Source organism: Pseudomonas sp. NPDC087626 (assembly GCF_044743405.1).
Taxonomy (GTDB): Bacteria; Pseudomonadota; Gammaproteobacteria; order Pseudomonadales; family Pseudomonadaceae; genus Aquipseudomonas.
Genome location: NZ_JBIUWJ010000007.1, coordinates 58,683 through 83,851, shown reverse-complemented (window position 1 = coordinate 83,851; position 25,169 = coordinate 58,683). Strand labels below are relative to the sequence as shown.

General features: G+C 61.4%; 26 protein-coding genes and 1 pseudogene. 9 read left to right on the top strand and 18 right to left on the bottom strand.

Annotation, left to right across the window (positions count from 1 at the left end; translation table 11 throughout):
* Window positions 1-122: 122 nt before the first annotated feature.
* The 3 genes from ACIOVD_RS08205 to exbB are packed head-to-tail and all read right to left on the bottom strand — an operon-like array spanning window position 123 to window position 2,314.
* A complete protein-coding gene (locus tag ACIOVD_RS08205; protein WP_401127069.1) occupies window positions 123-875 on the bottom strand; it encodes an energy transducer TonB in 753 nt (250 codons plus the stop codon).
* Entirely contained in the window at window positions 872-1,300 is a 429-nt protein-coding gene (gene exbD, locus ACIOVD_RS08200; RefSeq protein ID WP_095164900.1) for a TonB system transport protein ExbD, read from the bottom strand. Before exbD ends, ACIOVD_RS08205 begins: the two co-directional genes overlap by 4 nt.
* 6 nt (window positions 1,301-1,306) lie before the next feature.
* A complete protein-coding gene (gene exbB, locus ACIOVD_RS08195) occupies window positions 1,307-2,314 on the bottom strand; it encodes a tonB-system energizer ExbB (RefSeq protein ID WP_159998589.1) in 1,008 nt (335 codons plus the stop codon).
* Window positions 2,315-2,502: 188 nt separating this feature from the next.
* Here exbB and ACIOVD_RS08190 point away from each other — a divergent pair, with 188 nt between their 5' ends.
* Window positions 2,503-3,360 carry an SDR family oxidoreductase gene (locus ACIOVD_RS08190; protein ID WP_401127066.1) on the top strand — a complete coding sequence of 286 codons (858 nt, stop codon included), beginning with the start codon at window positions 2,503-2,505 and terminating at the stop codon, window positions 3,358-3,360.
* A gap of 128 nt (window positions 3,361-3,488) precedes the next feature.
* Here ACIOVD_RS08190 and ACIOVD_RS08185 read toward each other — a convergent pair whose 3' ends face one another.
* The 6 genes from ACIOVD_RS08185 to ACIOVD_RS08160 form a co-directional block, all read right to left on the bottom strand.
* Window positions 3,489-4,229 carry a hypothetical protein gene (locus tag ACIOVD_RS08185; protein ID WP_095164894.1) on the bottom strand — a complete coding sequence of 247 codons (741 nt, stop codon included), beginning with the start codon at window positions 4,227-4,229 and terminating at the stop codon, window positions 3,489-3,491.
* A 55-nt stretch (window positions 4,230-4,284) separates the two neighbouring features.
* Window positions 4,285-4,665 (bottom strand): RidA family protein, encoded by a 381-nt coding sequence (locus tag ACIOVD_RS08180; protein ID WP_003229509.1) that lies wholly within the window; start codon window positions 4,663-4,665, stop codon window positions 4,285-4,287.
* Window positions 4,666-4,702: 37 nt separating this feature from the next.
* Window positions 4,703-6,808 carry a bifunctional GTP diphosphokinase/guanosine-3',5'-bis pyrophosphate 3'-pyrophosphohydrolase gene (gene spoT / locus ACIOVD_RS08175; RefSeq protein ID WP_095164892.1) on the bottom strand — a complete coding sequence of 702 codons (2,106 nt, stop codon included), beginning with the start codon at window positions 6,806-6,808 and terminating at the stop codon, window positions 4,703-4,705.
* Window positions 6,809-6,865: 57 nt separating this feature from the next.
* On the bottom strand, window positions 6,866-7,129 hold the full coding sequence (rpoZ, locus tag ACIOVD_RS08170) for a DNA-directed RNA polymerase subunit omega (protein ID WP_401127063.1): 264 nt from the start codon (window positions 7,127-7,129) through the stop codon (window positions 6,866-6,868).
* 167 nt (window positions 7,130-7,296) lie between these two features.
* Window positions 7,297-7,917 (bottom strand): guanylate kinase, encoded by a 621-nt coding sequence (gene gmk, locus ACIOVD_RS08165; RefSeq protein WP_401127061.1) that lies wholly within the window; start codon window positions 7,915-7,917, stop codon window positions 7,297-7,299.
* A 12-nt stretch (window positions 7,918-7,929) separates the two neighbouring features.
* Complete coding sequence (locus ACIOVD_RS08160; protein ID WP_095164887.1) at window positions 7,930-8,793, bottom strand: YicC/YloC family endoribonuclease; 864 nt, start codon at window positions 8,791-8,793, stop codon at window positions 7,930-7,932.
* Window positions 8,794-9,061: 268 nt separating this feature from the next.
* Here ACIOVD_RS08160 and rph point away from each other — a divergent pair, with 268 nt between their 5' ends.
* Both rph and ACIOVD_RS08150 read left to right on the top strand, forming a co-directional pair.
* On the top strand, window positions 9,062-9,784 hold the full coding sequence (gene rph, locus ACIOVD_RS08155) for a ribonuclease PH (RefSeq protein ID WP_095164885.1): 723 nt from the start codon (window positions 9,062-9,064) through the stop codon (window positions 9,782-9,784).
* A 29-nt stretch (window positions 9,785-9,813) separates the two neighbouring features.
* A complete protein-coding gene (locus tag ACIOVD_RS08150; protein WP_095164884.1) occupies window positions 9,814-10,182 on the top strand; it encodes a DUF4870 domain-containing protein in 369 nt (122 codons plus the stop codon).
* A gap of 155 nt (window positions 10,183-10,337) precedes the next feature.
* On the opposite strand, the gene ACIOVD_RS08145 is transcribed toward ACIOVD_RS08150, so the two are convergent.
* Window positions 10,338-11,117, bottom strand: coding sequence for an exodeoxyribonuclease III (locus ACIOVD_RS08145; RefSeq protein WP_003176915.1), 780 nt, complete (start codon window positions 11,115-11,117; stop codon window positions 10,338-10,340).
* An 82-nt stretch (window positions 11,118-11,199) separates the two neighbouring features.
* On the opposite strand from ACIOVD_RS08145, the gene pyrE reads away from it, so the two are divergent.
* Entirely contained in the window at window positions 11,200-11,844 is a 645-nt protein-coding gene (gene pyrE, locus ACIOVD_RS08140) for an orotate phosphoribosyltransferase (RefSeq protein ID WP_159998584.1), read from the top strand.
* A gap of 190 nt (window positions 11,845-12,034) precedes the next feature.
* On the opposite strand, the gene argB is transcribed toward pyrE, so the two are convergent.
* The 4 genes and pseudogenes from argB to coaBC form a co-directional block, all read right to left on the bottom strand.
* Entirely contained in the window at window positions 12,035-12,940 is a 906-nt protein-coding gene (gene argB / locus ACIOVD_RS08135) for an acetylglutamate kinase (protein ID WP_095164880.1), read from the bottom strand.
* A 39-nt stretch (window positions 12,941-12,979) separates the two neighbouring features.
* Window positions 12,980-14,386 (bottom strand): annotated as a pseudogene (locus ACIOVD_RS08130) (phosphomannomutase/phosphoglucomutase); the annotation flags it as partial.
* 255 nt (window positions 14,387-14,641) lie between these two features.
* On the bottom strand, window positions 14,642-15,097 hold the full coding sequence (dut, locus tag ACIOVD_RS08125) for a dUTP diphosphatase (protein ID WP_401127058.1): 456 nt from the start codon (window positions 15,095-15,097) through the stop codon (window positions 14,642-14,644).
* A gap of 5 nt (window positions 15,098-15,102) precedes the next feature.
* Window positions 15,103-16,311 carry a bifunctional phosphopantothenoylcysteine decarboxylase/phosphopantothenate--cysteine ligase CoaBC gene (gene coaBC, locus ACIOVD_RS08120; protein WP_159998582.1) on the bottom strand — a complete coding sequence of 403 codons (1,209 nt, stop codon included), beginning with the start codon at window positions 16,309-16,311 and terminating at the stop codon, window positions 15,103-15,105.
* Between the two features lie 135 nt (window positions 16,312-16,446).
* On the opposite strand from coaBC, the gene radC reads away from it, so the two are divergent.
* Window positions 16,447-17,121 (top strand): DNA repair protein RadC, encoded by a 675-nt coding sequence (radC, locus tag ACIOVD_RS08115; RefSeq protein ID WP_095164874.1) that lies wholly within the window; start codon window positions 16,447-16,449, stop codon window positions 17,119-17,121.
* A gap of 68 nt (window positions 17,122-17,189) precedes the next feature.
* Here radC and ACIOVD_RS08110 read toward each other — a convergent pair whose 3' ends face one another.
* A complete protein-coding gene (locus tag ACIOVD_RS08110) occupies window positions 17,190-18,779 on the bottom strand; it encodes an ABC transporter substrate-binding protein (RefSeq protein WP_401127055.1) in 1,590 nt (529 codons plus the stop codon).
* Between the two features lie 480 nt (window positions 18,780-19,259).
* Between ACIOVD_RS08110 and rpmB the strand changes: the two genes are divergently transcribed.
* Both rpmB and rpmG read left to right on the top strand, forming a co-directional pair.
* Complete coding sequence (gene rpmB, locus ACIOVD_RS08105) at window positions 19,260-19,493, top strand: 50S ribosomal protein L28 (protein WP_007894701.1); 234 nt, start codon at window positions 19,260-19,262, stop codon at window positions 19,491-19,493.
* An 11-nt stretch (window positions 19,494-19,504) separates the two neighbouring features.
* On the top strand, window positions 19,505-19,660 hold the full coding sequence (gene rpmG, locus ACIOVD_RS08100) for a 50S ribosomal protein L33 (RefSeq protein ID WP_007894709.1): 156 nt from the start codon (window positions 19,505-19,507) through the stop codon (window positions 19,658-19,660).
* A gap of 80 nt (window positions 19,661-19,740) precedes the next feature.
* Here the strand turns inward: rpmG and ACIOVD_RS08095 are convergent, their stop codons facing one another.
* Window positions 19,741-19,959, bottom strand: coding sequence for a peptidase inhibitor (locus ACIOVD_RS08095; RefSeq protein ID WP_095164869.1), 219 nt, complete (start codon window positions 19,957-19,959; stop codon window positions 19,741-19,743).
* Window positions 19,960-20,107: 148 nt separating this feature from the next.
* A complete protein-coding gene (locus ACIOVD_RS08090; RefSeq protein ID WP_159998574.1) occupies window positions 20,108-20,470 on the bottom strand; it encodes a cupin domain-containing protein in 363 nt (120 codons plus the stop codon).
* Window positions 20,471-20,695: 225 nt separating this feature from the next.
* On the opposite strand from ACIOVD_RS08090, the gene ACIOVD_RS08085 reads away from it, so the two are divergent.
* Window positions 20,696-22,189: an aldehyde dehydrogenase gene (locus ACIOVD_RS08085; RefSeq protein WP_095164864.1), complete on the top strand. Its 1,494-nt coding sequence runs from the start codon at window positions 20,696-20,698 to the stop codon at window positions 22,187-22,189.
* 173 nt (window positions 22,190-22,362) lie between these two features.
* On the top strand, window positions 22,363-23,508 hold the full coding sequence (locus ACIOVD_RS08080; protein WP_401127052.1) for an MFS transporter: 1,146 nt from the start codon (window positions 22,363-22,365) through the stop codon (window positions 23,506-23,508).
* 9 nt (window positions 23,509-23,517) lie between these two features.
* Here the strand turns inward: ACIOVD_RS08080 and ACIOVD_RS08075 are convergent, their stop codons facing one another.
* The gene (locus tag ACIOVD_RS08075) at window positions 23,518-25,053 is read right to left on the bottom strand and encodes a phospholipase D family protein (RefSeq protein WP_159998932.1); all 1,536 of its coding nucleotides are present in this window, start codon (window positions 25,051-25,053) and stop codon (window positions 23,518-23,520) included.
* Between the last annotated feature and the right edge of the window lie 116 nt (window positions 25,054-25,169).

The following is a 25,169-nucleotide window of genomic DNA, read 5'->3' as shown; positions in this document are numbered from 1 at the left end:
GCAATCGATAGACGCACGTTATCAGACTGAGTGTGTGGAGTGACACTGGGCAATGCATCTTTGCCGTTGCCGGATATGCAGAAGGCACCTTTCGGTGCCTTCCTTGTAGGGCATTGTGTTGCTTAACGGCGCTTCTTCTCCAGCGAGTACACAAACGGTGCGACGATTTCGATCGAGCCGTTGTTGAGCATATCGGCCGGTGGCTTGGGCAGGGGCTGGGCGCGGCGGATCATTTCCAGGGTGGCCCGGTCCAGATCGGTGTTGCCGGAGCGTCCTACCAGCTCATAGGACAACACCTTGCCTTCGGCATCGACCACGAACCGCAAGCGGTTCAGGCCTTCCTTGCCGCGTGCCTGGGCGCCCGGCGGGTACTTCTTGTACTTCTGCAGGTGCGCCAGCAGTGTGCCTTGCCAACTGGCCTTGGCGGCATTTTGTGCTGCCGTTGGACCGGGGCTGGGCTGTGCCGATTTGGCGGGGGGTACGTTGCTTGGCTGGGCCTCGGACGGTGGCGTTTCCGAAGGTTTTTCCTTCACCGGCTCAGGCTTTTTCTCTACCGGTTTAGGCGGCTGAGGCTTGGGCTTGGGCTTGGGTTTTGGCTTGGGCACCGAGATCGTCGGTTTTGGCGCCTCGGCCAGTTTCGGCAGCGGCAGTTCTTCTGCCGGTGTCGGCGGTTGGGGTGGCGTTACGACCTTGGGCGGTGCCGGTTGCGGTGGCGCCGGAACAGGCGCCAACTCGACCAGCATCGCCATGGGCGGCAGCGTGACGGGGGGCGAGGACTTCCAGTTGAGCGCGAGGATTACCGCGACCGCGTGGACGCCGAGCACCACCGCCAGGCTAGCGCTGTAACGCGTCAGCTTTTGGCGCGTCGTGATCATTTTTTGGCTGCCGTCTCAAGTCCGACCAGGCCGACCTTCAGGTAACCGGCTGCCCGCAGGGCATCCATTACGTGCATCAGGTCGCCATAGTCCACGCCTTTGTCGGCCTGGAAGAAGATGGTGGTGTCCTTCTTGCCCTGGGTGCGAGCATCAAGGGTCGCGCCGAGGGTCTCGGTCTTGACTTCGTCTTCGCCCAGGTACAGCCGTTGGTCGGCCTTGACGCTGAGGAACACCGGTTTCTCCGGTCGCGGCGCCGGCTTGGCGCTGGAGGCGGGCAGGTCAACCTTGATGTCCACGGTGGCCAGCGGGGCCGCCACCATGAAGATGATCAACAGCACCAGCATTACGTCGATGAACGGCGTAACGTTGATTTCGTGGTTCTCGGCGAGGTCGTCGCTCGCGCCTTCCTTCAAATGCAAGCCCATGGCTGATTACCCTACTTTGACCATATGCGGCTGCGAGGAGCGCTCGCTTGGCAGGTGATCGAGGTCGCGGCTGACCAGCAGCAGGACTTCAGCGGAGGCGTCGGAGACCTGAGCCTTGTAGCCGGCGATGGAGCGGGCGAAGACGTTGTAGATGACCACGGCAGGAATCGCCGCCACCAGGCCCAGCGCGGTTGCCAGCAGGGCTTCGGCGATGCCGGGGGCGACCACGGCGAGGTTGGTGGTCTGGGTCTTGGCGATGCCAATGAAGCTGTTCATGATGCCCCACACGGTGCCGAACAGGCCGACGAAGGGAGCGGTGGAGCCGATGGTGGCCAGCACACCAGTGCCATTGCTCATGTTGCGACCGCAGGCCGCGACCAGGCGCTCCAGGCGGAAGCTGACACGTTCCTTGATGCCTTCCTTTTCACGGCTGTTGGCCGATAGGCGCATCTCTTCCAGGGCGTCATGGACCAGCAGGTTGGCCAGGGTCCCGGCCTTGGTGGCGGTAGCGCTGGCTTCCTTGAGGGTGGTGGCCTTTTTCAGGTGAGTGATTTCACTGCGCAGGCGACGCTTGGCAGCCATCAGCTCGAAGCCCTTGGCGATCCAGATGGTCCAGGTGATGACCGAGGCGATGGCCAGGCCGATCATCACGATCTTCACGATAATGTCGGCGTTCTGGTACATGCCCCACGGCGACAGGTCATGGGCCATGCCCAAGGTGTTGTCGGCTTCCAGGACTTCAGGCTCGTCAGCGGTAGGTGCGTCGCTAGCCAGTGCCGGGTCGGTAGCGACCGGCGTCACGGTTGGCGCTGCGTGGTCGGCGTTGCCATGGGCGGCGTCGGCGGCCGGTGCAGGTGCTACTGCTGCGGCTGGCGCGGTGGCGGAGGTTGGCTCATCGGCGAACGCTGCGGTGGGGGCCAGCAGGAGACTGAACACCAGTGCGGCTACGGCGCTCAAGGCGCGCAACGGGCGGACGGGTGTGGTTGGCGAAGCGGAGAGTGGATTGCGTGTCATGCTGGCCGGACCTGAGAGAAAAAGAGGGTTAATGTCCTTCCAGGCCTCGTGGGGCCGAGAACAAAGTGGCGGGCATTATTGCAATTAATTCTTGTTAACAGAAGTAATAGCGTCTCTTTTTTTCTTCTATTACTAGCCGCTCGTCCATTGTCGAGGCTAGTCTGTGCCTTTATCAGGGGAGTGAATTGATGTCCGCGCCTAGTGTATTGATCGCCGGTTGTGGTGATGTCGGCGGCCGTCTGGCTGAGCAAATGATGGCAAAAGGCTGGCATGTCTATGGGTTGCGTCGCACCATTGCCAACCTGCCGGCTGGGGTGATCGGGGTCGCCGGTGATCTGTTCAACGAAGATTGCCCAGAGACCTGGCCCGTCGGGGCTGTGGACTACCTGGTGTATTGCGCGGCAGCCACCGATCACGATGAGGCGGGCTATCGCGCGGCCTATGTGCAGGGCCTGCAGCATGTGCTGGGCTGGCTGGACGACTACGGCCAGGTGCCCGAGCGTTTGCTGTTTGTCTCCAGCAGCAGTGTCTACGAGCAGCAGGACGGTGGTTGGGTCGATGAAACCGCTCCGGACAAGGCTTCGGCGTATTCCGGGCGGGTGATGCTGGAGGCCGAGCAGATAGCACTGGGCAGCGGCATCCCGGCCAGCGTGGTGCGCTTGACCGGAATTTACGGTCCGGGCCGCGAGTGGCTGTTGACTCAGGTGCGTCGTGGCTATCGTGTGGCCGTGGACCCGCCGTTGTATGGCAACCGGATTCACGCCGACGATGCGGCTGGGTTGCTGGCGTTCCTGCTCGATGCCAACCATCAGGGTGTGGCGCTGGACGATTGCTACATTGGCGTCGACGATGCACCCGCCCCGCTGGCCGAGGTGGTGATGTGGCTGCGCGAATACCTGGGAGTGACGGAGTGGGCCGAAGACGCCAGCGTGCGGCGTACCGGCAGCAAGCGTTGCAGTAATGCGCGGGCGAAGGCGTTGGGCTGGAAGCCCCGGTATCCGACTTATCGCGAGGGCTATGCGGCGATTCTGGCGGGCAAGGCCTGAGGCGGGAGCGAGTCGGGCGGGATTGCGGCTGCGCGCGATGCACGTCATCGATTACGCGCGCTGCCTGAGTCCATGCGTTAGCCCTGAGTTCATCGCGAGCAGGCTCGCTCCCACCGTTTCCTGGCGGCTTACTGCTTTTCCAGGGTCCACTGGCGAGTGCCAGGGGAGAACGACGGTTTTTCATCGGCCTGTGCGCCGTTGACCGCCTGGAAAATCTCCATGTCATCGCCCTTGCGGGTAAAGATCCATGGGTTGCCCTGCTCGTTGAGTTGCAGCCAGATGGTGTCATTGCCACCGCTCATCGACGCGCAATCACCGGCCAGGCACAAGGCGTAGCGATCGGCACCCGGCAAACCCTGCACTGAACCGTCGGCCTGGAACTGCACAGTATTGCCTTCTCCAGGACCGTTGACGATCTTCCAGCCACCGCCCAGGTAGGCCGAATAAAGTGCGCGCTCAAAGCTGGCACCCAGCGGGGCGCCTACGGGAACGGCTTCCTTGGGCAGGTCAAACGTCTGCTCCGGCTCATTGTCGTTGGCCGCTTGTTGCAGTTGTTTACCATCGCGTTTCAATTCGCTGCCGGAGCTGCCGTACACCTCGATCTTCCAGGTGCCGGATTGTTCGCCGAGGATCTTGCCTTCGATGTTTTCAAAGCCATTGGTGTAGCGCGCCTGGCTGGCCTTGGTGTTGACGTCCCATTCCAGGTTCGGGCCATTGGCTTGCAGGGCTTCACGCAGCGGAACGCCCTTGGCTGCGGCATCGATAGCCGCCTGGTTGATCCAGGTGCCGCTGATGTCGCGGTCGGCAGGGTCACTGGCACAGCCGCCGAGCAGCACCGCAAGCAACGAGAGAGCTAGCGCTTTGCGCATGAGGAAATCCTTTGGGAGCGGGGTCGGCGTTACCTGTCAGGTAACGCCGCGCGTGTTACTCGATTACCAGAATGGCGTCCATTTCAACCTGGGAGCCCTTTGGCAGGGCAGCCACGCCGATGGCGGCGCGGGCAGGGTAAGGCTGGTCGAAGTACTTGCCCATGATCTCGTTGACCTTGGCGAAGTGGCTCAGGTCGGTGAGGAAGATGTTCAGCTTGACGATGTCCTTAAAGGAACCGCCGGCAGCTTCTGCTACTGCCTTGAGGTTCTCGAACACCTGGACGGTCTGGGCTTCGAAGCCTTCAACCAGTTCCATGGTTTTTGGGTCGAGCGGGATCTGGCCGGACATGTAGACGGTGTTGCCGGCCTTGATCGCCTGGGAATAAGTGCCGATAGCGGCTGGGGCCTTGTCGCTGGTGATAACTGTCTTGGTCATTGATGACTCCTTGTAATGGCTTGGCTACGTTAGCGAGCTATGCACGCATGCGGGTGATGCGGATCACCCCGGTCAGGGCGCGCAGTTTCTTGATCACGCGGGCCAGGTGCACGCGGTCGTGTACGCTGACCACCAGTTGAACCACGCTGATGCGACCATCGCGTTCGTCCATGCTGATTTTCTCGATGTTGCCGTCGGCGGCATTGACGCTGCTGGCCAACAGGGCGATCAGGCCGCGCTGGTGTTCCAGTTCGACGCGCAGCTCGACGTTGAATTCGCCGGTGACATCCTTGGCCCACGACAACTGGATGCATTTTTCCGGGTTGTGGCGGATTTCGCTGATGTTGCGGCAGTTGTCCAGGTGCACGACCATGCCTTTGCCCGCGGACAGGTGGCCGACGATCGGATCGCCCGGAATCGGCGTGCAGCACTTGGCGTAGCTGAGCACCAGGCCTTCGGTGCCGCGGATCGCCAGCGGACCTTCCGGGCTGGGCAGTTGTTCGCCTTCGCCCAGCAGGCGGCGGGCCACGACATAGGCCATGCGATTGCCCAGGCCGATGTCTTCGAGCAGGTCTTCGATCAGTTCGAGGCGGTACTCGGCGAGCATGGCCTTGACCCGCTCGGCCGGGATTTTTTCCAGCGAGCTGTCAAAGCCGTTGAGCACCTTGTTCAGCAGGCGTTCGCCGAGGCTGATGGATTCGGAACGGCGTTGCAGTTTCAGGGCATGGCGGATGTGGGTGCGTGCCTTGCCGGTGACTACAAAGTTGAGCCACGCCGGATTCGGTCGAGCGCCCGGGGCGCTGACGATCTCGACCGTGGAGCCGCTTTGCAGGGGCTCGGACAGCGGTGCCAGGCGGCGGTTGATCCGGCAGGCGATGCAGCTGTTGCCGACGTCGGTGTGCACCGCGTAGGCGAAGTCGACCGCCGTGGAGCCTTTGGGCAGCTCCATGATCCGGCCTTTGGGCGTGAATACGTAGACCTCGTCCGGGAACAGGTCGATCTTCACGCTTTCAATGAATTCCAGCGAGTTGCCGGCGCGTTGCTGCATTTCCAGCACGCCCTTGACCCACTGGCGGGCGCGGGCATGGGTGCCTTTGGGCTGCTCGTCACCGCTGGACTTGTACAGCCAGTGCGCGGCGATGCCATTGTTGGCCATCTCTTCCATTTCACGGGTACGGATCTGGATCTCGATCGGTACGCCGTGCATGCCGAACAGCGTGGTGTGCAGCGACTGGTAGCCGTTGGCCTTGGGGATTGCGATGTAATCCTTGAAGCGCCCCGGCAGTGGTTTGTACAAATTATGTACAGCGCCTAGCACGCGGTAGCAGGTATCGACCTTGTCGACGATGATCCGGAACGCGTAGACGTCCATGATCTCGTTGAAGGCCCGACGTTTGCCGCGCATTTTTTTGTAGATGCCGTAGAGGTGTTTCTGCCGGCCGCTGACTTCGCCCTGGATTTCATCGATGGCCAGGCAGTGGCTCAAGGACTCTTCGATCTTGTTGACGATTTCCTTGCGGTTGCCCCGGGCGCGTTTAACGGCCTGGTTGATCCGCGCGGAACGCATTGGGTGCATGGCCTTGAAGCCGAGGTCTTCGAACTCTATGCGGATGGCGTGCATGCCCAGCCGGTTGGCAATGGGGGCATAGATTTCCAGGGTTTCCTTGGCGATGCGCCGGCGTTTTTCACCGGACAGCACTTCCAGCGTACGCATGTTGTGCAGGCGGTCGGCCAGCTTGACCAGGATCACGCGAATGTCGCGCGCCATGGCCATGGCCATCTTCTGGAAGTTTTCCGCTTGGGCCTCAGCCTTGGTCTCGAAATTCATCTGGGTCAGTTTGCTGACCCCATCGACCAATTCGGCCACGGTTTCGCCGAACTGCGCTTGCAGCGCTTCCTTGGCAATACCGGTGTCTTCGATCACGTCATGCAGCATTGCCGCCATCAGGCTCTGATGGTCCATGTGCATGTCGGCAAGAATATTCGCCACGGCAAGAGGATGCGTGACATACGCCTCGCCACTGCGGCGGCGTTGGCCGTCGTGGGCTTGTTCGGCGTAGAAATACGCTCGGCGGACCAGGTTGACCTGGTCATTGCCGAGGTAGGTCGATAAGCGATCGGCGAGGGCGTCTATGCTCGGCATGATGACTCCTGCCGATGGCTGTGATCCCGCGCCGTGCTACGTCGACCAGGCATAGGCTTAGACGGCCTCGTTGGACTCGTCCTCGAACGCTGCGAACAGCGGTTCGTCTTCGACGATTTCAGCATTGGCGATGAACTCGTAGCTCATCAGGCCTTCGGCGATTTCACGCAGGGCGACAACGGTAGGCTTGTCGTTTTCCCACTGGACCAGTGGCTCTTTGCCGCCGGTGGCCAGTTGACGGGCACGCTTGGTAGAGAGCATGACCAGCTCAAAGCGGATTTCCACGTGTTCAAGGCAGTCTTCAACGGTTACGCGGGCCATGGTATTCCTCGGAGCGAATGCAATATGCGCGCTGCCCGGTTGGGCGAGCGGACTCAACAGTTTAAAAAATCACCAGCGATTAGGGAAGCGCTGATTTTTTAACCAAGCTCTTCAACGCGCTGCAAGTGCCAATGTAAAGCCCTTGCAGCGGTTTTGGGAAGTGCTGTTTAACCGAGCAATTCGGCCAGAAGTTTGCCGTGAAGCTGCTGCTGGCGCTTCTGATGCAGCTGATTGGCGCGAAAGATCGCCTGCAAATCGTGCAAGGCGTGGGCGAAATCGTCGTTGATGATCAGGTAGTCATAGTCGACGTAGTGGCTCATTTCGCTGACGGCTTCGCGCATCCGGCCGTCAATGATCTCGTCGCTGTCCTGGCCGCGATTGGTCAGGCGCTGGTGCAATGCCTGCAGGGACGGCGGCAGGATGAAGATCGAGCGGGCCTGCGGCATCAATTTGCGCACTTGCTCGGCGCCTTGCCAGTCGATTTCCAGGATCAGGTCATGGCCTTCGTCCAGGATCTGCTGCAGGTGGCTTTGCGAGGTGCCGTAGAGGTTGCCGAACACCTCGGCGCGCTCGAGGAAGTCGCCGTGCTCGATCATCTTCACGAACTCGCTGCGCTCGACGAAGTGATAGTTCACCCCGTTCTCTTCACCGGGGCGCATGGCGCGGGTGGTGTGGGAGACCGAGACGCGGATCCGCTGGTCGGCGTCCGTCAGGGCCTTGACCAGGCTGCTCTTGCCTGCGCCCGAGGGGGCGGAAATGATGTACAGGGTGCCGGTGCTGTGGGTCATGTCGGGGTTGCCTTACTCAATGTTCTGCACTTGTTCGCGCATTTGCTCGATCAACACTTTGAGGTTGACCGCAGCCTGGGTGCTGCGCGGGTCGAAAGCTTTGGAGCCCAGGGTGTTGGCTTCACGGTTGAGCTCCTGCATCAGGAAGTCCAGGCGCCGGCCGGCGGCGCCGCCGGACTTGAGGACGCGGCGAACTTCAATGATGTGGGTGCTCAGGCGGTCCAGTTCCTCGGCGACGTCGCTTTTTTGCGCGAGCATGACCATTTCCTGCTCCAGGCGCTGCGGGTCGAGTTCGGCCTGCATGTCGGCAAAGCGGTCGAGGACTTTCTGGCGCTGGGTGGCGAGCATCTGCGGGACCAGTTCGCGCAGGGTCACGACGTCTTCTTCAATGGCGCTCAGGCGCTCGCTGATCAGTCGCGCCAACTCCGCGCCTTCGCGCTCGCGGCCAGCCTTGAGCTCCTTGAGGCCCTGGTTGAACAGCGCCAGCGCCTCGGCATTCAGCGCTTGCGGGTCGCTGGCATCGGCCACCAGGACTCCCGGCCAGGCCAGCACTTCCAGCGGGTTGAGTGCCGCGGGATTGCTGATCAGGCTGGCAATGGTTTCGGCGGCGGCGATCAGTTGCGCGGCGCGCTCGCGGTCAACCTGCAGCGCCTTGCCGGCGGTTTCTTCGGTAAAGCGCAGGGTGCATTCGAGCTTGCCTCGCGACAGGCCCTGGCGCAGTGCCTCGCGCACGTTGCCTTCGAGGTCACGGAAGGACTCTGGCAGGCGCAGGTGCGGTTCCAGATAGCGGCTGTTGACCGAGCGCAACTCCCAGCTCAGGGTGCCCTGGCTGCCGGCTTTTTCGACGCGGGCAAAGGCGGTCATGCTGTGCACCATGGCGGTACCTCGCGATGCAGGTCGCTAGCGAACCCCGGGGTTCGGCGGACCTGCTTGAATGAATTAAAGCCCACAGGCAACAAAGGCGCGCGATTGTAGCGCAGTGCAGCGGGAGCTCCCAAACGAGGCGTGCGACAAAGCGCTGCAGCTCGTCGCAGCGTGCGCTGCAGAGCCCTCGCTCGTCGCCGGTTTTTTTTAGAAGTGCCCAGGCGTGCCCGGCCGCCCTATAATGCTCGGCAGATTTCCGTCCTTCGTACAGGTATCCCCTATGAAACGTCCAAGTGGTCGCGCTGCCGATCAGCTTCGCTCGATCCGCATCACCCGCAACTACACCAAACATGCCGAGGGATCTGTACTGGTCGAGTTCGGTGATACCAAGGTGATCTGCACCGTCAGCGTCGAGAACGGCGTACCGCGCTTCCTCAAGGGCCAGGGCCAGGGCTGGTTGACCGCCGAGTACGGCATGCTGCCGCGCGCCACCGGTGAACGTAACCAGCGTGAAGCGAGCCGTGGCAAGCAAGGCGGCCGCACCCTGGAAATCCAGCGCCTGATCGGCCGTTCGCTGCGCGCTGCGCTGGATATGTCGAAACTTGGCGATGTGACCCTGTACGTCGATTGCGACGTGATCCAGGCCGACGGCGGTACTCGTACTGCCTCGATCACCGGCGCCATGGTGGCCTTGGTCGATGCCTTGAAAGTGATCAAGAAGCGTGGCGGCCTGAAAGGCGGCGACCCGCTCAAGCAAATGATCGCAGCCGTGTCGGTGGGCATGTACCAGGGCGAGCCAGTGCTGGACCTGGACTACCTGGAAGATTCGGCAGCCGAGACCGACCTGAACGTGGTGATGACCAGCACCGGTGGTTTCATCGAAGTGCAGGGCACCGCCGAAGGCGCGCCGTTCCAGCCTGAAGAGCTGACCGCGATGCTGGAACTGGCGAAAAAAGGCATGGCCGAGATTTTCGACCTGCAACAGGCTGCGCTGGCTGACTGATTGTTCCGGTCGCCAGCAAGGAGAGTGTCATGAGTGATGAGCAACTGCCGCTGCCCGTGCCGAGCCGTGAGGTTCGCCAGTGGGCGATGTTCTGTCATCTCTCGGCCTTGCTGGGGATCTGGGTGCCCTTCGGCTCGCTGATCGGCCCGCTGATTCTGTGGCAGATGAAGCGTGAGATGGACCCGTTCATCGACGACCAGGGCAAGGAGGCGCTGAATTTCCAGATCAGCGTGGCCATTGCCTCGGCAATCTGCCTGCTGTTGATGGTGGTGGTGATCGGCTTCTTCTTGTTTGGCCTATTGGCCATTGGCGCGTTGGTGCTGACCATCATTGCCGGAGTCAAGGCCAATGAGGGGCAGGTGTATCGCTACCCGTTCACCTGGCGACTGATCAAATAATAACCAGGTGCATTGCCGGTGGGAGCGGGCTTGCCCGCGATAGCGATCTGGCAGGCAGCACATGGGCTGAAGGTCATGGCCTCATCGCGGGCAATCCCGCTCCCACAAAAAAGCCGACATCGCTGTCGGCTTTTTTGTGTCTTGCGAAACGACGCCTAGATGGTCAGCGTCCAGTCGTAGTCCACGATCAGCGGTGCGTGCTGCGAGAACCGCGGTTGACGTGGCAGGCGTGCACTGCGAACAAAGCGGCGCAGGCCTGGGGTCAACAGCTGGTAGTCGAAGCGCCAGCCCAGGTTGAGCATCTCAGCCTGTTCGTTGTCTGGCCACCAGCTGTACTGGTCGCCTTCACGGCTGACTTCGCGCAGGGCGTCGACATAACCCATGTTGCCGACAATCTCGTCCATCCAGGCACGCTCAGGTGCCAGGAAGCCCGGGGATTGCTGGCTGTCGCGCCAGTTCTTGATATCCAGCTTCTGTTGCGCCACGTACAGCGAGCCACAATAAATGTACTCGCGCCGCTTGCGCCGCTGTTTATCCAGATAACGGGCGAAATCGTCCATTAGCTTGAACTTCTGGTTCAAGTCTTCATCGCCGTTCTGCCCCGAAGGAAGCAGCAAGGTCGCGATGCTGACCTTGTCGAAATCGGCTTGCAGGTAGCGCCCGTAGCGGTCGGCCGTCTCGAAACCGAGACCGCTGATGACAGCCTTCGGTTGCAGCCGCGAATACAAAGCCACGCCACCTTGGGCGGGGACTTCGGCATCGCAGGCATAAAGGAAGTAGCCATCCAGTTGGAAGGCTGGATCGTCCAGTTCAAAGGCGGAGGCGCGGGTGTCCTGCAGGCAGATGACGTCGGCATTCTGGGCTTGCAGCCAACTGAGCAAACCGCGCTCGACTGCCGCCTGAATACCATTGACGTTCACACTGATGATCCGCATAAATGGCCCCAAAAATCGCGTGCGTGTATGATACACGGCGTCAAGCTAATTAGCTAAATCCGTGGTATTTGGGGTTTTTTGCATGCAAGCGTATCAGCGCGATTTCATTCGTTTTGCCATCGATCGCGGCGTTTTGCGCTTCGGTGAGTTCACCCTGAAGTCCGGGCGCACCAGCCCTTACTTCTTTAATGCCGGCCTGTTCAACTCCGGCAGCGCCTTGGCGCAGCTGGGTCGCTTCTATGCGGCGGCCATTGTCGAGAGCGGTATTGCCTTCGACGTGCTGTTTGGTCCGGCGTACAAGGGCATCCCGTTGGCGGCCACCACCGCAGTGGCCCTGGCTGAACACCACGACCGTGACCTGCCATGGTGCTTCAACCGCAAGGAAGCCAAGGCCCACGGCGAGGGCGGCAGCTTGGTTGGCGCGCCGCTGACCGGCGAAGTGCTGATCATCGACGACGTGATTACCGCGGGCACCGCGATCCGTGAAGTGATGCAGATCATCGCTTCCCAGGACGGTGCCAAGGCCGCTGGCGTGTTGATCGCCCTCAACCGTCAGGAGCGTGGTAATGGCGAACTGTCGGCGATCCAGGAAGTGGAGCGTGACTTCGCGATTCCGGTGATCAGCATCGTTTCGTTGAACCAGGTTCTGGAGTTCCTGGCCGATGATCCTCAGCTCAAGCAGCATCTACCAGCCGTAGAAGCCTACCGCGCGCAGTTCGGCGTCTGATACGCCGCCCTGTAGGAGCGAGCTTGCTCGCGATGGACGTCAGAGCGCCGCTGTTCGTCAGGCGCCCCGCGTTATCGTTGACGTTTTTCGCGAGCAAGCCGCAAGCGGGCACTCGCTCCTACAAGGACCGCAGGCAAAAAAAGACCCCGCTCAGCCAGGCTGAGCGGGGTCTTTTTGCAGGTGCCAGCGCTTAAGGACGCTTGCGATTGCTGATCAGGGTGCCCACGCCGGTATCGGTGAAGATTTCCAGCAGGATCGCATTGGGTACCCGGCCATCGATGATCAGCGAACTGCCCACGCCGCCCTGTACGGCCTCCAGCGCGCAACGGATCTTCGGTAGCATGCCACCGTAGATGGTGCCGTCGGCGATCAGTTCGTCGACCTGTTGGGTCGTCAGGCCAGTCAGCACAGTGCCTGATTTGTCCATCAGGCCGGCGATGTTGGTCAGCAGCATCAGCTTCTCAGCTTTCAGCGCTTCGGCCACTTTACCGGCCACCAGGTCGGCGTTGATGTTGTACGACTCACCGTTGGCCCCCACGCCGATTGGCGCGATCACCGGGATGAAGTCACCCTTGACCAGCAGGTTGAGCAGATCGGTATTGATCCCGACCACTTCGCCCACTTGCCCGATGTCGATGATTTCCGGTTGGGTCATCTCCGGCGTCTGGCGTGTAACGGTGAGCTTCTTCGCGCGAATCAGCTCGGCGTCCTTGCCGGTCAGGCCGATGGCGCTGCCGCCATGGCGGTTGATCAGGTTGACGATGTCCTTGTTGACCTGGCCGCCGAGGACCATCTCCACCACGTCCATGGTCTGGGCGTCTGTCACGCGCATGCCGTCGATGAAATGACTCTCGATCGACAGGCGCTTGAGCAGGTCACCGATTTGCGGGCCGCCACCGTGCACCACCACCGGGTTGATGCCCACGGCTTTCATCATCACGATGTCGCGGGCGAAGCCGGTTTTCAGCTCCTCGCTTTCCATCGCGTTGCCGCCGTATTTGATCACCAGCGTCTTGCCGACATAGCGGCGAATGTAAGGCAGCGCTTCGGACAGGACCTTGGCGGTGTTGGCGGCGGCTTCGCGTTCGAGGGTCATTCAGGGCTCCGGCACTTGTGTAAAAGGCGCTTCAAATAATCAAAACGGGAGTTGGAGGTCAGGTGCGACACGTTTCAGTTGAGCGTGGAACACATCCTTGATGCGCTGCAATTCGGCCTCGTCGTCGGCCTCGAAGCGCAGCACCAGCACCGGTGTGGTGTTGGAGGCGCGAACCAGGCCCCAGCCCTTGGCGTAGTCGACCCGTACACCGTCGATGGTGGTCAGGTCGGCGCCGTCGCCCCACTGGGCGTCGTGCAGTGCATCAATGATGCTGAATTTGCTCTCTTCGGTCACATGGATATTGATTTCCGGCGTAGAAATATCGTTCGGGAAGGTCTCGAACAGTTCCTGGGCCGTGGATTTCTCCTGGCTGAGGATCTCCAGCAGGCGAGCGGCGCTGTAGATGCCGTCGTCGAAACCGAACCAGCGCTCCTTGAAGAAGATGTGCCCGCTCATTTCGCCAGCGAGCAGGGCGCCGGTCTGCTTCATTTTTTTCTTGATCAGCGAGTGACCGGTTTTCCACATCAGTGGTCGACCGCCGTACTCCTTGATCAGCGGGGTCAGGCGACGGGTGCATTTGACGTCGAAGATGATCTCGGCGTCCGGGTTGCGTGCTACCACGTCCTTGGCAAACAGCATCAGCAGGCGGTCCGGGAACACGATGTCGCCGGTATTGGTCACTACGCCGACACGGTCACCATCACCGTCGAAGGCCAGGCCCAGGTCGGCATTGGTTTGCTTGACCTTGGCGATCAGGTCCACCAGGTTTTCCGGTTTGCCCGGGTCCGGGTGATGGTTGGGGAAGTTGCCGTCGACTTCGCAGAACAGCGGGATCACTTCGCAATTCAGGGCCTCGATCAGCTGTGGGGCAATCACGCCGGCAGCGCCGTTACCGCAGTCAACCACCACTTTCAGGCGACGTGCGAGCTTGATGTCCTGGACAATCTGGGCGCTGTAGCGATCGAGAATCTCGACCTTGGTGATGCTGCCTTGGCCGCTGGTCAGGTTGTTGCTTTTCAGGCGCTGGTGCAGGGCCTGAATCTGTTCGTTGGCCAGGGTGTCGCCAGCGATCACGATTTTGAAGCCGTTGTAGTCCGACGGGTTATGGCTGCCGGTGAGCATCACCCCGGACTTGCCCGCGAGGACGTTGGCGGCGTAGTACAGCGCCGGGGTTGGCACCAGGCCGACGTCGCTGACATGGCAGCCGGCATCGGCCAGGCCCTGGATCAGTTGCTCGACCAGTTCCGGGCCGGACAGGCGGCCGTCACGACCGACGCTGATGTTCGGCTCATCCTGGGCCAGGGTCTGGGCGCCGATGGCGCGACCGATCCAGTAGGCCGTTTCAGCGGTCAGGGTCTGCGGGACCACGCCACGGATATCGTAGGCGCGAAAAATGCTGTCGGGAAATGCAGGGGCGACGCGGGTTGTGTTGCTCATCACTGGGGTTGCTCCAACTCAAAGGTTGCTGGACGGGCCGACGAGAGGTTCGTCGACGGGTTCAAACTGAAGGCTTTGACGGCGTTTTCGGTACAGAGTTCGTGGTGCACAAGTGCCATGCCATGGGGCTGGCACTTGTGCAGTCGACTGTTGTCTTGAATTCGCTCGCCAGATCCTGCAGTTGGCGTCTGTGCAAGGTTCATCCTGAAATGCAAAGCGTAGTACCAGGGCCGGGCAGAGCGCCCGGTCCTGGCACTGGTGTTATCAGTGGCTGCCGGAATGGCCGAAACCACCGGTGCCGCGTTCGGTTTCAACGAAATCTTCAACCAGATCGAAGTGCGCCTGCACCACCGGTACCAGCACCAACTGGGCCAGCCGCTCACCCACCACGATGTTGAAGTCGGTCTGGCCACGGTTCCAGCAGGACACCATCAGTGGCCCCTGGTAGTCGGAATCGATCAGGCCGACCAGATTACCCAGCACGATGCCATGTTTGTGGCCCAGGCCCGAGCGCGGCAGGATCAATGCAGCCAGGCCCGGATCGCCGATGTATACCGACAGGCCAGTAGGGATCAGCAGGGTTTCTCCCGGCTTGATGACGGTGTCCTGTTCCAGCATCGCCCGCAGGTCAAGGCCGGCGGAACCGGGAGTGGCGTACTGGGGCAGCGGAAATTCGCTGCCGATGCGTGGGTCGAGGATCTTGGCTTGCAAAGCGTGCATACGAATTAAACCTGGTTCAGACGTTCGGCGATAAAAGTGATCAGCTGGCGGGCAATCTTGCCCTTGCTGGTCTGGGCAAAAAGGGTGGCGTGCAACTCACGGTCGATCACGCTGCAGGCGTTTTCCTCGCTGTTGAAGCCAATGCTGGGGTTGGCCACGTCGTTGGCGACGATCAGGTCGAGGTTCTTGTCCTTGAGCTTGCGTGCGGCGTAATCGAGCAGGTGTTCGGTTTCGGCGGCGAATCCGACGCTGAACGGACGATCAGGTCGGGTGGCAATGGTGGCCAGAATGTCAGGGTTGCGCACCATTTGCAGGACGAAGCCGTCGCCAGTCGTAGGGTCTTTCTTGAGTTTTTGCGGGGCGACGACTTCCGGCCGGTAGTCCGCAACCGCAGCAGATGCGATGAACAGGTCGCAAGGGATCGCGGCCTCGCAGGCGGCCAGCATGTCGCGGGCGCTGACCACGTCGATGCGCGTCACCCGGTCCGGAGTCGGCAGGTGCACGGGGCCGGTAATCAGGGTCACACGGGCGCCGGCTTCCACCGCAGCTTCGGCCAGGGCAAAGCCCATTTTTCCGGAGCTGTGATTGGTGATGTAGCGCACCGGGTCAATGTTTTCCTGGGTCGGACCGGCAGTGATCAGCACGTGCCGACCGGTCAGCGCCTGGCGCTGGAAGCAATCGGCGGCGCACTGGGCCAGATCATCGGCCTCCATCATGCGGCCCATGCCGACGTCGCCGCAGGCCTGGCTGCCCGAGGCCGGGCCGAAGACCTTGAAACCGCGGCTTTCAAGCAACTGGGTATTGGCCTGGGTGGCCGGGTCGCGCCACATCGCCTGGTTCATGGCCGGCGCCAGAGCCACGGTGGCGTCGGTGGCCAACACCAGGGTGGTCAGCAGGTCGTTGGCGATGCCTTGGGCCAGACGGGCAATCAGGTCCGCCGTGGCGGGGGCGATCAGCACCAGGTCAGCCCACTTGGCGAGCTCGATGTGGCCCATCGCGGCTTCGGCCGCAGGGTCCAACAGGTCCAGGTGCACCGGGTGCCCGGAGAGGGCCTGCATGGTCAGCGGGGTGATGAACTCGCTGCCGCCGCGGGTCATGACCACGCGCACTTCGGCGCCCTGGTCGATCAGGCGGCGAACCAGTTCGGCGCTCTTGTAGGCAGCAATGCCGCCGCCGACGCCCAGAACGATGCGTTTCCGATACAGCCGCTGCATAGGTCTGCCTTTCAATTCGTTGGTGACATACGTGGCGAAACCCCCTCCCCAGGGAACAATCGCCCGCAAAAAAGATGGGCTACGATATCACAGCGACCGCTAGGGAACAGCGGCGCCCATCGACAGGGAGGTGCTATGAGCATTCGAGATTGGCCGACGACAGAGCGGCCGCGGGAGAAACTTCTGGAGCAGGGTCCGGCGAGTCTGTCCGACGCCGAATTGCTGGCGATCTTTCTGCGCACCGGGGTCGCCGGGAAAAGCGCGGTGGACCTGGCCAGGCACTTGCTGCAGCAGTTTGGCGGCTTGCGTAACTTGCTGGAGGCGGACCAGCAAACGTTTGTCGGCCAGTTGGGGCTGGGGCCGGCGAAATTCGCCCAGTTGCAGGCGGTGCTGGAGATGGCGCGTCGGCATTTGGCCGAGCACCTGCGCCAGGCATCCGTACTCAAGAGTCCGATCGAGGTGCGCAACTACCTCAAGGCCATGCTGCGGCATGAGCCCCATGAGGTGTTTGCCTGTCTGTTCCTCGATTCCCGGCATCGGGTCCTGGCATTCGAAATCCTCTTTCGCGGCTCGATCGACACCACTAGCGTGCATCCGCGCCAGGTGGTCAAGCGCGCCCTGGCACACAACGCGGCGGCGTTGATCCTGTGCCATAACCACCCCTCGGGAAACGCCGAGCCGAGCCCGGCCGACCGGGTGCTGACCAAGCGTTTGCAGGAGACGATGGAGTTGGTTGATGTGCGGGTGCTCGACCATTTCATCGTGGGTGATGGTGATCCGTTGTCGATGGCCGAGTATGGGTGGATATGAGCGGCTGCAAGCTTCGAGCTGCAAGCCTGGAGCAGTCCGCGCACTGCTTTGAGCTTGCAGCTTGCAGCTTATGGCTTGCCGCTGACCCTGGAATAGTCCTGGCGCCCGAACGGGCTGACCGAGTAACCCTGGACATCCTTGCGGGTCAGGGCATAGGCGGTCGGGTGGGCCAGGGGTAGCCACAGCGCCTGCTGCTGGATCTGCCCCTGGGCCTGTTCGTAGAGCTTGGTGCGCACGCCCTGCTCGGTGGTGGTCTTGCCGGCGTTGATCAGCTTGTCCAGGCCTTGATCGCAGTATCGTGCGAAGTTGGTCCCGGACTTCACGCCCGCGCAGGAGAATTGCGGGGTCAGGAAGTTGTCTGGATCGCCGTTGTCACCGGCCCAGCCCATGAACAGCAGGTCGTGCTCGCCGGCTTTGGCCCGACGAATCAGTTCGCCCCATTCGATCACGCGTATTTCTGCCTGAATCCCGATTTCCGCCAGGTCAGCCTGCAACAATTGAGCGCCCAGGCTCGGGTTGGGGTTGAGCAGGCTGCCGGAAGGGCGGGTCCAGATCGTGGTCTTGAAGCCGTCCTTGAGCCCTGCCTTGGCCATCAGCGCGCGGGCCTTGGTGAGGTCCTTCGGGTAGCCCGGCAGGTCCTTGGCATAGCTCCAGGTGTTGGGCGGGTAAGGGCCGTTGGCGGCTTGGGCGGTGTCCTCGAACACGGCCTTGAGGTAGCTGGCCTTGTCGAAGGCCAGATTGATCGCCTGGCGCACCTCCGGTTTATCCAGCGGCGGATGCTGGCTATTGATGGCGACGAAGGCGGTCATGAAGGCCGGCGTGCTCTCGATCTTGAGGTTCGGCTCCTTGGCGGCAGCCTGGACGTCCAGCGGCTTGGGCGACAGGGCGATCTGGCACTCGTTGCGCCGCAGCTTCTGCAGGCGCACGTTGGCGTCCGGGGTGATGGCGAACACCAGGGTGTCGATCGCGGGCTTGCCAGCGAAGTAGTCGCGGTTGGCCTTGTAGCGGATCGATGCGTCTTTCTGGAAGCGCCCGAAAATGAACGGCCCGGTGCCAATCGGCTGGTTATTGAGTTTCTCGGGTGTGCCAGCCTTGAGCAACTGATCGGCGTATTCAGCCGAGTAGATTGAGGCGAAACCCATGCTCAGCGTGGCGAGGAAGGTCGAGTCGGGGTGGTCAAGGGTGAAACGAATGGTCAGCGGGTCGAGTGCGTCGATTTTCTTGATCAGCGCAGGCAACTGCATGGATTGGGCGTGCGGGAAGCCACTCTGGGCGATTTTGTGCCATGGCTGCGCGGGGTCCAGCATGCGGTCAAAGCTGAACTTCACGTCTTCGGCGGTCAAGGTACGCGTCGGGGTGAAGTACTCGGTGCGATGGAACTTCACCTCCGGGTGCAGCTTGAAGACGTAGGTCAGGCCGTCGGCCGAGACTTCCCAGCTATCGGCCAGGCTCGGCACGACCTTGCCACTGGCGGTATCAAAGTCTACCAGGCTATTCATCAACACGTCGGCCGAGGCGTTGGTGGTGGTCAGCGAGTTGTATTGAACGACATCGAACCCTTCCGGGCTGGCCTCGGTGCAGACGCTCAGGGCGGCAGCCTGGGCCAAAGGGCTCAGCAAGAGTGGGGCAAGCAACAGCGGTAGGGCAGCGAGGCGCATGTGTGGATTCCTTTGCAGATCGAAGGCCCATCTGCGAGTGCAGTCTGGAAAAGGCTTACCCTAGTGGCCTGCCCGGCAAATGACTATCCCCTTTTTGTTTTGTGTCCTGCTCGACGGTACGTATTTTTGCCGTTTATTGCGCTTCGGGCGCAGCGAATTAGCGTAAGGTGGCGTGCCGGTACCCTCCATATGGGGGAGCAGGGTGATGCTCTGCGACGAGCGGTCGCTACCATCGATAGCCTTTATCCAAGGCGTCTGGCGCCGTAATTCCGGGGTTTTTGAAAACTCTCTTCACACCAATAGTTGTTGCTATGGGGTCTTTCTGGTATAAAGCAGCGCTCTTTTCTAGGGGCCCGGTTCCTTCACTGTAGGTGTAGCCGGTAAGACCTCTAAAGAAACGCGGCGCCTGGCGCCAAATGACTGAGAGATTAAGCGGCCAACCCATGCCGGGTTGGGCATGTGGTTTTAGAGGGCTGAGGCATGTCGAGAGTATGTCAAGTTACCGGTAAGGGTCCGGTGACTGGGAATAACATTTCCCACGCAAACAACAAAACCCGTCGTCGTTTCCTGCCGAACCTGCAGCATCATCGCTTCTGGGTTGAAGAAGAGAAACGTTTCGTGCGTCTGCGCGTATCTGCCAAAGGCATGCGTATCATCGACAAGCGTGGCATCACTGTCGTGCTGGCCGAAATCCGCAAAGCTGGCAAGATCTAAGGGAGCTAATCATGCGTGAATTGATTCGTTTGATTTCGAGCGCCGGTACTGGTCACTTCTACACTACCGACAAGAACAAGCGCACTACTCCGGACAAAATCGAGATCAAGAAATTTGATCCGGTTGTTCGCAAGCACGTGATCTACAAGGAAGGCAAAATCAAGTAATTGATTTTTCCCTCTTGAGAAAAAGGCCCGTATCGCAAGATACGGGCCTTTTTTGTGGGCCTGGGAAAAGCTTCAGTTGCTCAACCGCACTGAATGCTGACGATGACATTGTCGGCATTGGTCAGCAGGCTGATCCGTCGCGGGACTCGCTTGCGGTCTGATGCATGGCGAGGGCCGGTGACCCGCACCGGTGCGCCATTGGCCAGTGCTCGCACTTCCTCGAGCAACTGAGGGGTGTAGGTCTGGCCGATGGTGTACTCAGCGATGGTGACGTCGCATGAGTCTGGAGTATCGGGCATGTTGCCTCCTTGCGCTGTAGGTCTGGATTGAGGCACGTCCTGTGCGCTCCTGTTGGAAAGGCCGGTATCGCGAGATGCAAGCCTTTTCATGGGTCCCTGGGGACAGCTCGATCCTCCTCCCGGCCATGACCCGCTATGCGGTATTTATTTATGGCTTTTGTTCAAATGCCACGTAGATCTTTCGGCACGTTTCCAGGACTTCCCAGGTGCCACGGAACCCGGCCGGGATGACAAATCGGTCACCGGTGCGCAGGGTCTTGGCATTGCCGTCGGTGTCGCGCAACACCGAAACCCCTTGGACGATTTCGCAGTATTCGTGTTCGGTGAAATTCACCGTCCACTGACCGACTGCGCCTTCCCAGACCCCGGCATTGAGCTGGCCGCACGGGCTGTTGTAGTGGTTGTAGACGGTCTGCTCAGGGTCGCCCTTGAGAATTTTGGCCGCGTCCGGGCGGTAGCGTTCGGCGGCGGTGCCGGCCTGGCTGAAATCGACGATGTCCTGGATGCTCATTCTGGTAATCCCCCCGTGTTTGCTTGGAAAGCCCCGAGTCTATGTTTATTAAAATGAACATCGCAAGGTCGTTTGCCGGCCTTGTGTCAAATATATTGAAACTTGAGGTGTGGCTGGTTTAGGGTGGCGGGTGCCTAGGGCCGATTGCAAGGCTGGCCGGGCAGAATTCCTGACAGCGCCCGCGAAGAACGCGGGTGTCGTATTCAATAAGAGGAGGACACTCGTATGACCACCCTGACTCGTGCCGACTGGGAACAACGCGCCCGCGACCTGAAAATCGAAGGCCGCGCCTATATCAATGGCGAATACACCGATGCGGTCTCCGGCGAGACCTTCGAGTGCATCAGCCCGGTCGATGGCCGTCTGCTGGGCAAGATTGCCAGCTGTGATGCCGCCGACGCCCAGCGCGCCGTGGACAACGCCCGCGCCACGTTCAATTCCGGTGTCTGGTCTCGCCTGGCCCCGGCCAAGCGCAAGGCCGTGATGATCCGCTTCGCCGGCCTGCTCAAGCAAAATGCCCAGGAACTGGCCCTGCTGGAAACCCTGGACATGGGTAAGCCGATCAGCGACTCCCTGGACATCGACGTTCCTGGTGCCGCCCAGGCGCTGAGCTGGAGCGGTGAAGCGATCGACAAGATCTACGATGAAGTGGCCGCGACCCCTCATGATCAACTGGGCCTGGTGACCCGTGAGCCTGTGGGCGTGGTGGGCGCTATCGTGCCGTGGAACTTCCCGCTGATGATGGCGTGCTGGAAACTCGGTCCTGCGCTGTCCACCGGTAACTCGGTGATCCTCAAGCCGTCCGAAAAATCCCCGCTGACCGCCATCCGCATCGCGGCCCTGGCCGTCGAGGCCGGTATCCCCAAAGGCGTGCTCAACGTACTGCCAGGCTACGGCCACACCGTGGGCAAGGCCCTGGCCCTGCACATGGATGTCGATACCCTGGTGTTCACCGGTTCGACCAAGATCGCCAAGCAACTGATGATCTACTCCGGCGAGTCGAACATGAAGCGCGTCTGGCTGGAAGCCGGCGGCAAGAGCCCGAACATCGTGTTTGCCGATGCGCCGGACCTGCAGGCCGCCGCCGAATCCGCTGCCGGCGCAATTGCCTTCAACCAGGGCGAAGTCTGCACCGCCGGTTCACGCCTGCTGGTCGAGCGTTCGATCAAGGACAAGTTCCTGCCACTGGTGATCGAGGCCCTGAAAACCTGGAAGCCAGGCAACCCGCTGGACCCGTCCACCACCGTGGGTGCGTTGGTCGATACCCAGCAAATGAACACCGTGCTGTCGTACATCGAGTCTGGGCATACCGACGGCGCCAAGCTGGTGGCGGGCGGCAAGCGCATCCTCGAGGAAACCGGTGGCACCTACGTGGAGCCGACGATTTTCGACGGCGTGAGCAATGCCATGAAGATTGCCCAGGAAGAAATCTTCGGCCCGGTACTGTCGGTCATCACCTTTGATACCGCCGAGGAGGCTATCCAGATCGCCAACGACACGCCGTATGGCCTGGCCGCAGCGGTATGGACCAAGGACATTTCCAAGGCTCACCTGACCGCCAAGGCACTGCGCGCCGGTAGCGTGTGGGTCAACCAGTACGATGGCGGCGACATGACCGCACCGTTCGGCGGCTTCAAGCAATCGGGCAACGGCCGTGACAAGTCGCTGCACGCGTTCGACAAGTACACCGAGCTGAAGGCGACCTGGATCAAGCTGTAAGCCTTTCAGGGAGCCTGGCTCCCTGAACGACGTAGATCCCTTGTGGGAGCGAGCTTGCTCGCGATAGCGGTATGACAGTCGACGTCGTGTTGAATGTTGCGCCGCCATCGCGAGCGGGTTCGCTCCCACATTGCTTTGTGCCACACATAAGAATATCCACAGGAGCGTGGAACATGCGTTGGGCGACTTATTTCGCCGTTCTGGCCTCGGTCCTGAGTGTCGGCCTCGCCCTGGGCGTGAGCATGCCGTTGGTGTCGTTTCGCCTGGAAAGCTGGGGTTATGGCGCGTTTGCAATCGGGGTGATGGCGGCCATGCCGGCAATTGGCGTCCTGCTGGGGGCGAAGATCTCCAGCCACCTGGCGGCTCGCCTGGGTACGGCTAACCTGATGCGCCTGTGCTTGTGGGCCGGAGCCCTCTCCATTGGCCTGCTGGCGTTGTTGCCCAGCTACCCGGTGTGGCTGGTACTGCGGCTGATGATCGGGGTCATCCTGACCATCGTGTTCATTCTCGGCGAGAGCTGGATCAACCAGTTGGTGGTTGAGCAATGGCGCGGCCGGCTGGTGGCGCTGTATGGCTGCAGCTATGCCTTGAGTCAATTGGCTGGACCGTTGTTGCTGGGGGTGCTGGGTACCGACAACGATATCGGTTTCTGGGTCGGGGTCGCGATGCTGGTGACTTCGCCGCTGGTCTTGATGGGGCGTAGCGGGGCACCGAGCAGCGAAGCCCTGAGTGTGACCTTCAGTGACTTGCTGGGTTTCTGCCGTGGCCTGCCGGCGATCGCTTGGGCGGTGTCGTTGTTTGCTGCGTTCGAGGCGATGATCCTGACCCTGCTGCCGGTGTATTGCCTGCAACAGGGGTTCACCGCAGAAATTGCCCTGGCCATGGTCAGCACCGTGGTAGTCGGCGATGCGTTGCTGCAATTGCCCATTGGCGCCCTTGCGGACTATCTGTCGCGGCGAACCTTGTTTGCCGGCTGCGCGGTGATACTGATGCTGTCGAGCCTGGCGATTCCGCTGTTGCTCGACACCTTGCTGATCTGGCCGCTGTGGGTGCTGTTCGGTGCCAGTGCCGGCGGCTTGTTCACCTTGTCGCTGATTCTGGTGGGCGAGCGTTATCGCGATGATGCGCTGGTGCGGGCCAACGCCCACATCGCCCAACTCTGGGGTATTGGTTGCTTGATTGGCCCGCTTGCAGCGGGTGCCGGCAGTCAGTGGGTCAGCGGACACGCCTTGCCATTACTGATGGCGGCCGGGGCCTTTGGCCTGGTGTTGCTGTTGCTGCGCCAAGGGGCGTTTGGCGAGGCGGCGGCGCCGATCTGAGATCCGGGTTTACAGTATCCGCTCCAGGCCCAGGGTGTCGCTGAACCAGGCATTGAAGCGGCGCCACCAGTTTCCCGGCTCGCGAGTCAGGGTGTGCAGCTTGCCATCGTCTTCAGTGACCCAGACCAGCTGGCCCTCTTGTAACCGCACCGCATAGCTGAGAGGAGGCGCCATGCCTTCCAGGGCGAGTTCGCGAACACGCTCGGCAAGCGCCGGGCTGTCGACCAGCACCCCGACTTCGGTGTTCCACAGCACCGAGCGCGGGTCGAAGTTGAATGAGCCGATGAACGCCTTTTGGCGATCGAAGATGATCGCCTTGCTGTGCAGGCTGGATTCGGAGCCGCGGTAGCTGGAACTGCGAAACAGGCTTGGCCCGCTACCGCCGCCTTCGCCCGGTTGCCGGCGTAGTTCAAACAGTTGCACGCCGTGCTCCAGCAGCGCCTTGCGGTAAGGGGCGTAGCCGCCGTGGACGGCGGGCACATCGGTGGCCTCCAGCGAGTTGGTCAGGAAGCTGACGGACACTCCGGCATCGGCCCGCCCGGTGAGATACACCAGTCCGGGTGGGCCGGGCACAAAGTAGGCTGAGATCATGATCAGCTCTTTGCTCACCCCTTGCAGTTCGGGGGCCAGTTGGGTGGTCAGTAGCAGTTGCGGATCCGGCTCACCCTTGGCCAGCACTTTGCTCGGAGCGTCCCACAACGCCTGGTTCCAGGCCCAGATCAGCTCGCTGCGCCAGAGGTCCAGGCGCGGATCGGTCTGGTAGGCCTTCAACTGCTGGTACAGGGCCTGGTTTTGCCGATGGCTTTCGTCCAGGGACGCTTGCAGCTGCGCACGGGTCTCGGCCAGGTCCTTGGCCGTGGGCTGGCTGGAGACAAACTCATCGATCGGCTTGCTCAGGGCGCTGTTCCAGTACTGATCGAAGCTGTGGCCGAGCTGCTCAGCGACAGGGCCGACACCTAGCAGGTCGATGTCGGTGAAATTCAGCTTGGGCTGCGCATCGAAGTACTCGTCGCCCAGGTTGCGCCCGCCGACAATCGCGGCGCTGTTGTCCGCCAGCCACAGCTTGTTGTGCATGCGCCGGTGCTGCAGCGAGAGATTGAGCAGGCGGCCCATGGTGCGAGTGACGCCGGTGCTGCGGCCCAGTTCCAGCGGATTGAACAGGCGAATCTGAATCTGTGGGTGAGCGGCCAGTGTGGCAATGGTCTGGACCTGGCCATCGCTGGTGAGGTCGTCGAGCAGGATGCGCACGCGCACGCCTCGGTCAGCGGCCTTGAGCAGTTCGCTGACCAGCAGTCGGGTGCTGATACCGTCGTGGACGATGTAGTACTGCAGGTCGAGGCTGCGCTGCGCATTGCGGATCAACTCGGCACGGGCGGCGAAGGCTTCGCTGCTGTCCGATAGCAGGCGAAATCCGGATCGCCCTTCATGGGGGGCGGCCTGGGCCTGGATCGAGCGCCCGAAAGAGGACTCGGCAGCAGGCAATGCCTGGCTAGGCTCACGGGGCACGTTGAGCGAGGCGCAACTGCTCAGCAACGCGGCGAGCATCAGGCAGAGCAGGGCTTTTTTTCGGCGCAAGTCGAATGTTCCTGCAGATGGGCAGGTAGGGAGTATGGCACGGCTGGTGAAGTCGTCGCGGCGTGCCGATGGCGCCTGGGAAGCTC

Bases quoted from the DNA above. Each gene is read 5' to 3' on its own strand.
- spoT (WP_095164892.1), bottom strand. From the start codon at position 6,808: ATGCCGAGCATAGACGCCCTCGCCGATCGCTTATCGACCTACCTCGGC.
- ACIOVD_RS08085 (WP_095164864.1), top strand. From the start codon at position 20,696: ATGACCACCCTGACTCGTGCCGACTGGGAACAACGCGCCCGCGACCTG.
- gmk (WP_401127061.1), bottom strand. From the start codon at position 7,917: ATGACCCACAGCACCGGCACCCTGTACATCATTTCCGCCCCCTCGGGC.
- ACIOVD_RS08190 (WP_401127066.1), top strand. From the start codon at position 2,503: ATGTCCGCGCCTAGTGTATTGATCGCCGGTTGTGGTGATGTCGGCGGC.
- pyrE (WP_159998584.1), top strand. From the start codon at position 11,200: ATGCAAGCGTATCAGCGCGATTTCATTCGTTTTGCCATCGATCGCGGC.
- rph (WP_095164885.1), top strand. From the start codon at position 9,062: ATGAAACGTCCAAGTGGTCGCGCTGCCGATCAGCTTCGCTCGATCCGC.
- rpmB (WP_007894701.1), top strand. From the start codon at position 19,260: ATGTCGAGAGTATGTCAAGTTACCGGTAAGGGTCCGGTGACTGGGAAT.
- ACIOVD_RS08180 (WP_003229509.1), bottom strand. From the start codon at position 4,665: ATGACCAAGACAGTTATCACCAGCGACAAGGCCCCAGCCGCTATCGGC.
- ACIOVD_RS08075 (WP_159998932.1), bottom strand. From the start codon at position 25,053: ATGCTCGCCGCGTTGCTGAGCAGTTGCGCCTCGCTCAACGTGCCCCGT.
- rpmG (WP_007894709.1), top strand. From the start codon at position 19,505: ATGCGTGAATTGATTCGTTTGATTTCGAGCGCCGGTACTGGTCACTTC.
- ACIOVD_RS08090 (WP_159998574.1), bottom strand. From the start codon at position 20,470: ATGAGCATCCAGGACATCGTCGATTTCAGCCAGGCCGGCACCGCCGCC.
- ACIOVD_RS08205 (WP_401127069.1), bottom strand. From the start codon at position 875: ATGATCACGACGCGCCAAAAGCTGACGCGTTACAGCGCTAGCCTGGCG.
- ACIOVD_RS08150 (WP_095164884.1), top strand. From the start codon at position 9,814: ATGAGTGATGAGCAACTGCCGCTGCCCGTGCCGAGCCGTGAGGTTCGC.
- ACIOVD_RS08185 (WP_095164894.1), bottom strand. From the start codon at position 4,229: ATGCGCAAAGCGCTAGCTCTCTCGTTGCTTGCGGTGCTGCTCGGCGGC.
- ACIOVD_RS08145 (WP_003176915.1), bottom strand. From the start codon at position 11,117: ATGCGGATCATCAGTGTGAACGTCAATGGTATTCAGGCGGCAGTCGAG.
- ACIOVD_RS08080 (WP_401127052.1), top strand. From the start codon at position 22,363: ATGCGTTGGGCGACTTATTTCGCCGTTCTGGCCTCGGTCCTGAGTGTC.
- exbB (WP_159998589.1), bottom strand. From the start codon at position 2,314: ATGACACGCAATCCACTCTCCGCTTCGCCAACCACACCCGTCCGCCCG.
- ACIOVD_RS08160 (WP_095164887.1), bottom strand. From the start codon at position 8,793: ATGGTGCACAGCATGACCGCCTTTGCCCGCGTCGAAAAAGCCGGCAGC.
- argB (WP_095164880.1), bottom strand. From the start codon at position 12,940: ATGACCCTCGAACGCGAAGCCGCCGCCAACACCGCCAAGGTCCTGTCC.
- exbD (WP_095164900.1), bottom strand. From the start codon at position 1,300: ATGGGCTTGCATTTGAAGGAAGGCGCGAGCGACGACCTCGCCGAGAAC.
- rpoZ (WP_401127063.1), bottom strand. From the start codon at position 7,129: ATGGCCCGCGTAACCGTTGAAGACTGCCTTGAACACGTGGAAATCCGC.
- ACIOVD_RS08095 (WP_095164869.1), bottom strand. From the start codon at position 19,959: ATGCCCGATACTCCAGACTCATGCGACGTCACCATCGCTGAGTACACC.
- ACIOVD_RS08110 (WP_401127055.1), bottom strand. From the start codon at position 18,779: ATGCGCCTCGCTGCCCTACCGCTGTTGCTTGCCCCACTCTTGCTGAGC.
- coaBC (WP_159998582.1), bottom strand. From the start codon at position 16,311: ATGCAGCGGCTGTATCGGAAACGCATCGTTCTGGGCGTCGGCGGCGGC.
- dut (WP_401127058.1), bottom strand. From the start codon at position 15,097: ATGCACGCTTTGCAAGCCAAGATCCTCGACCCACGCATCGGCAGCGAA.
- radC (WP_095164874.1), top strand. From the start codon at position 16,447: ATGAGCATTCGAGATTGGCCGACGACAGAGCGGCCGCGGGAGAAACTT.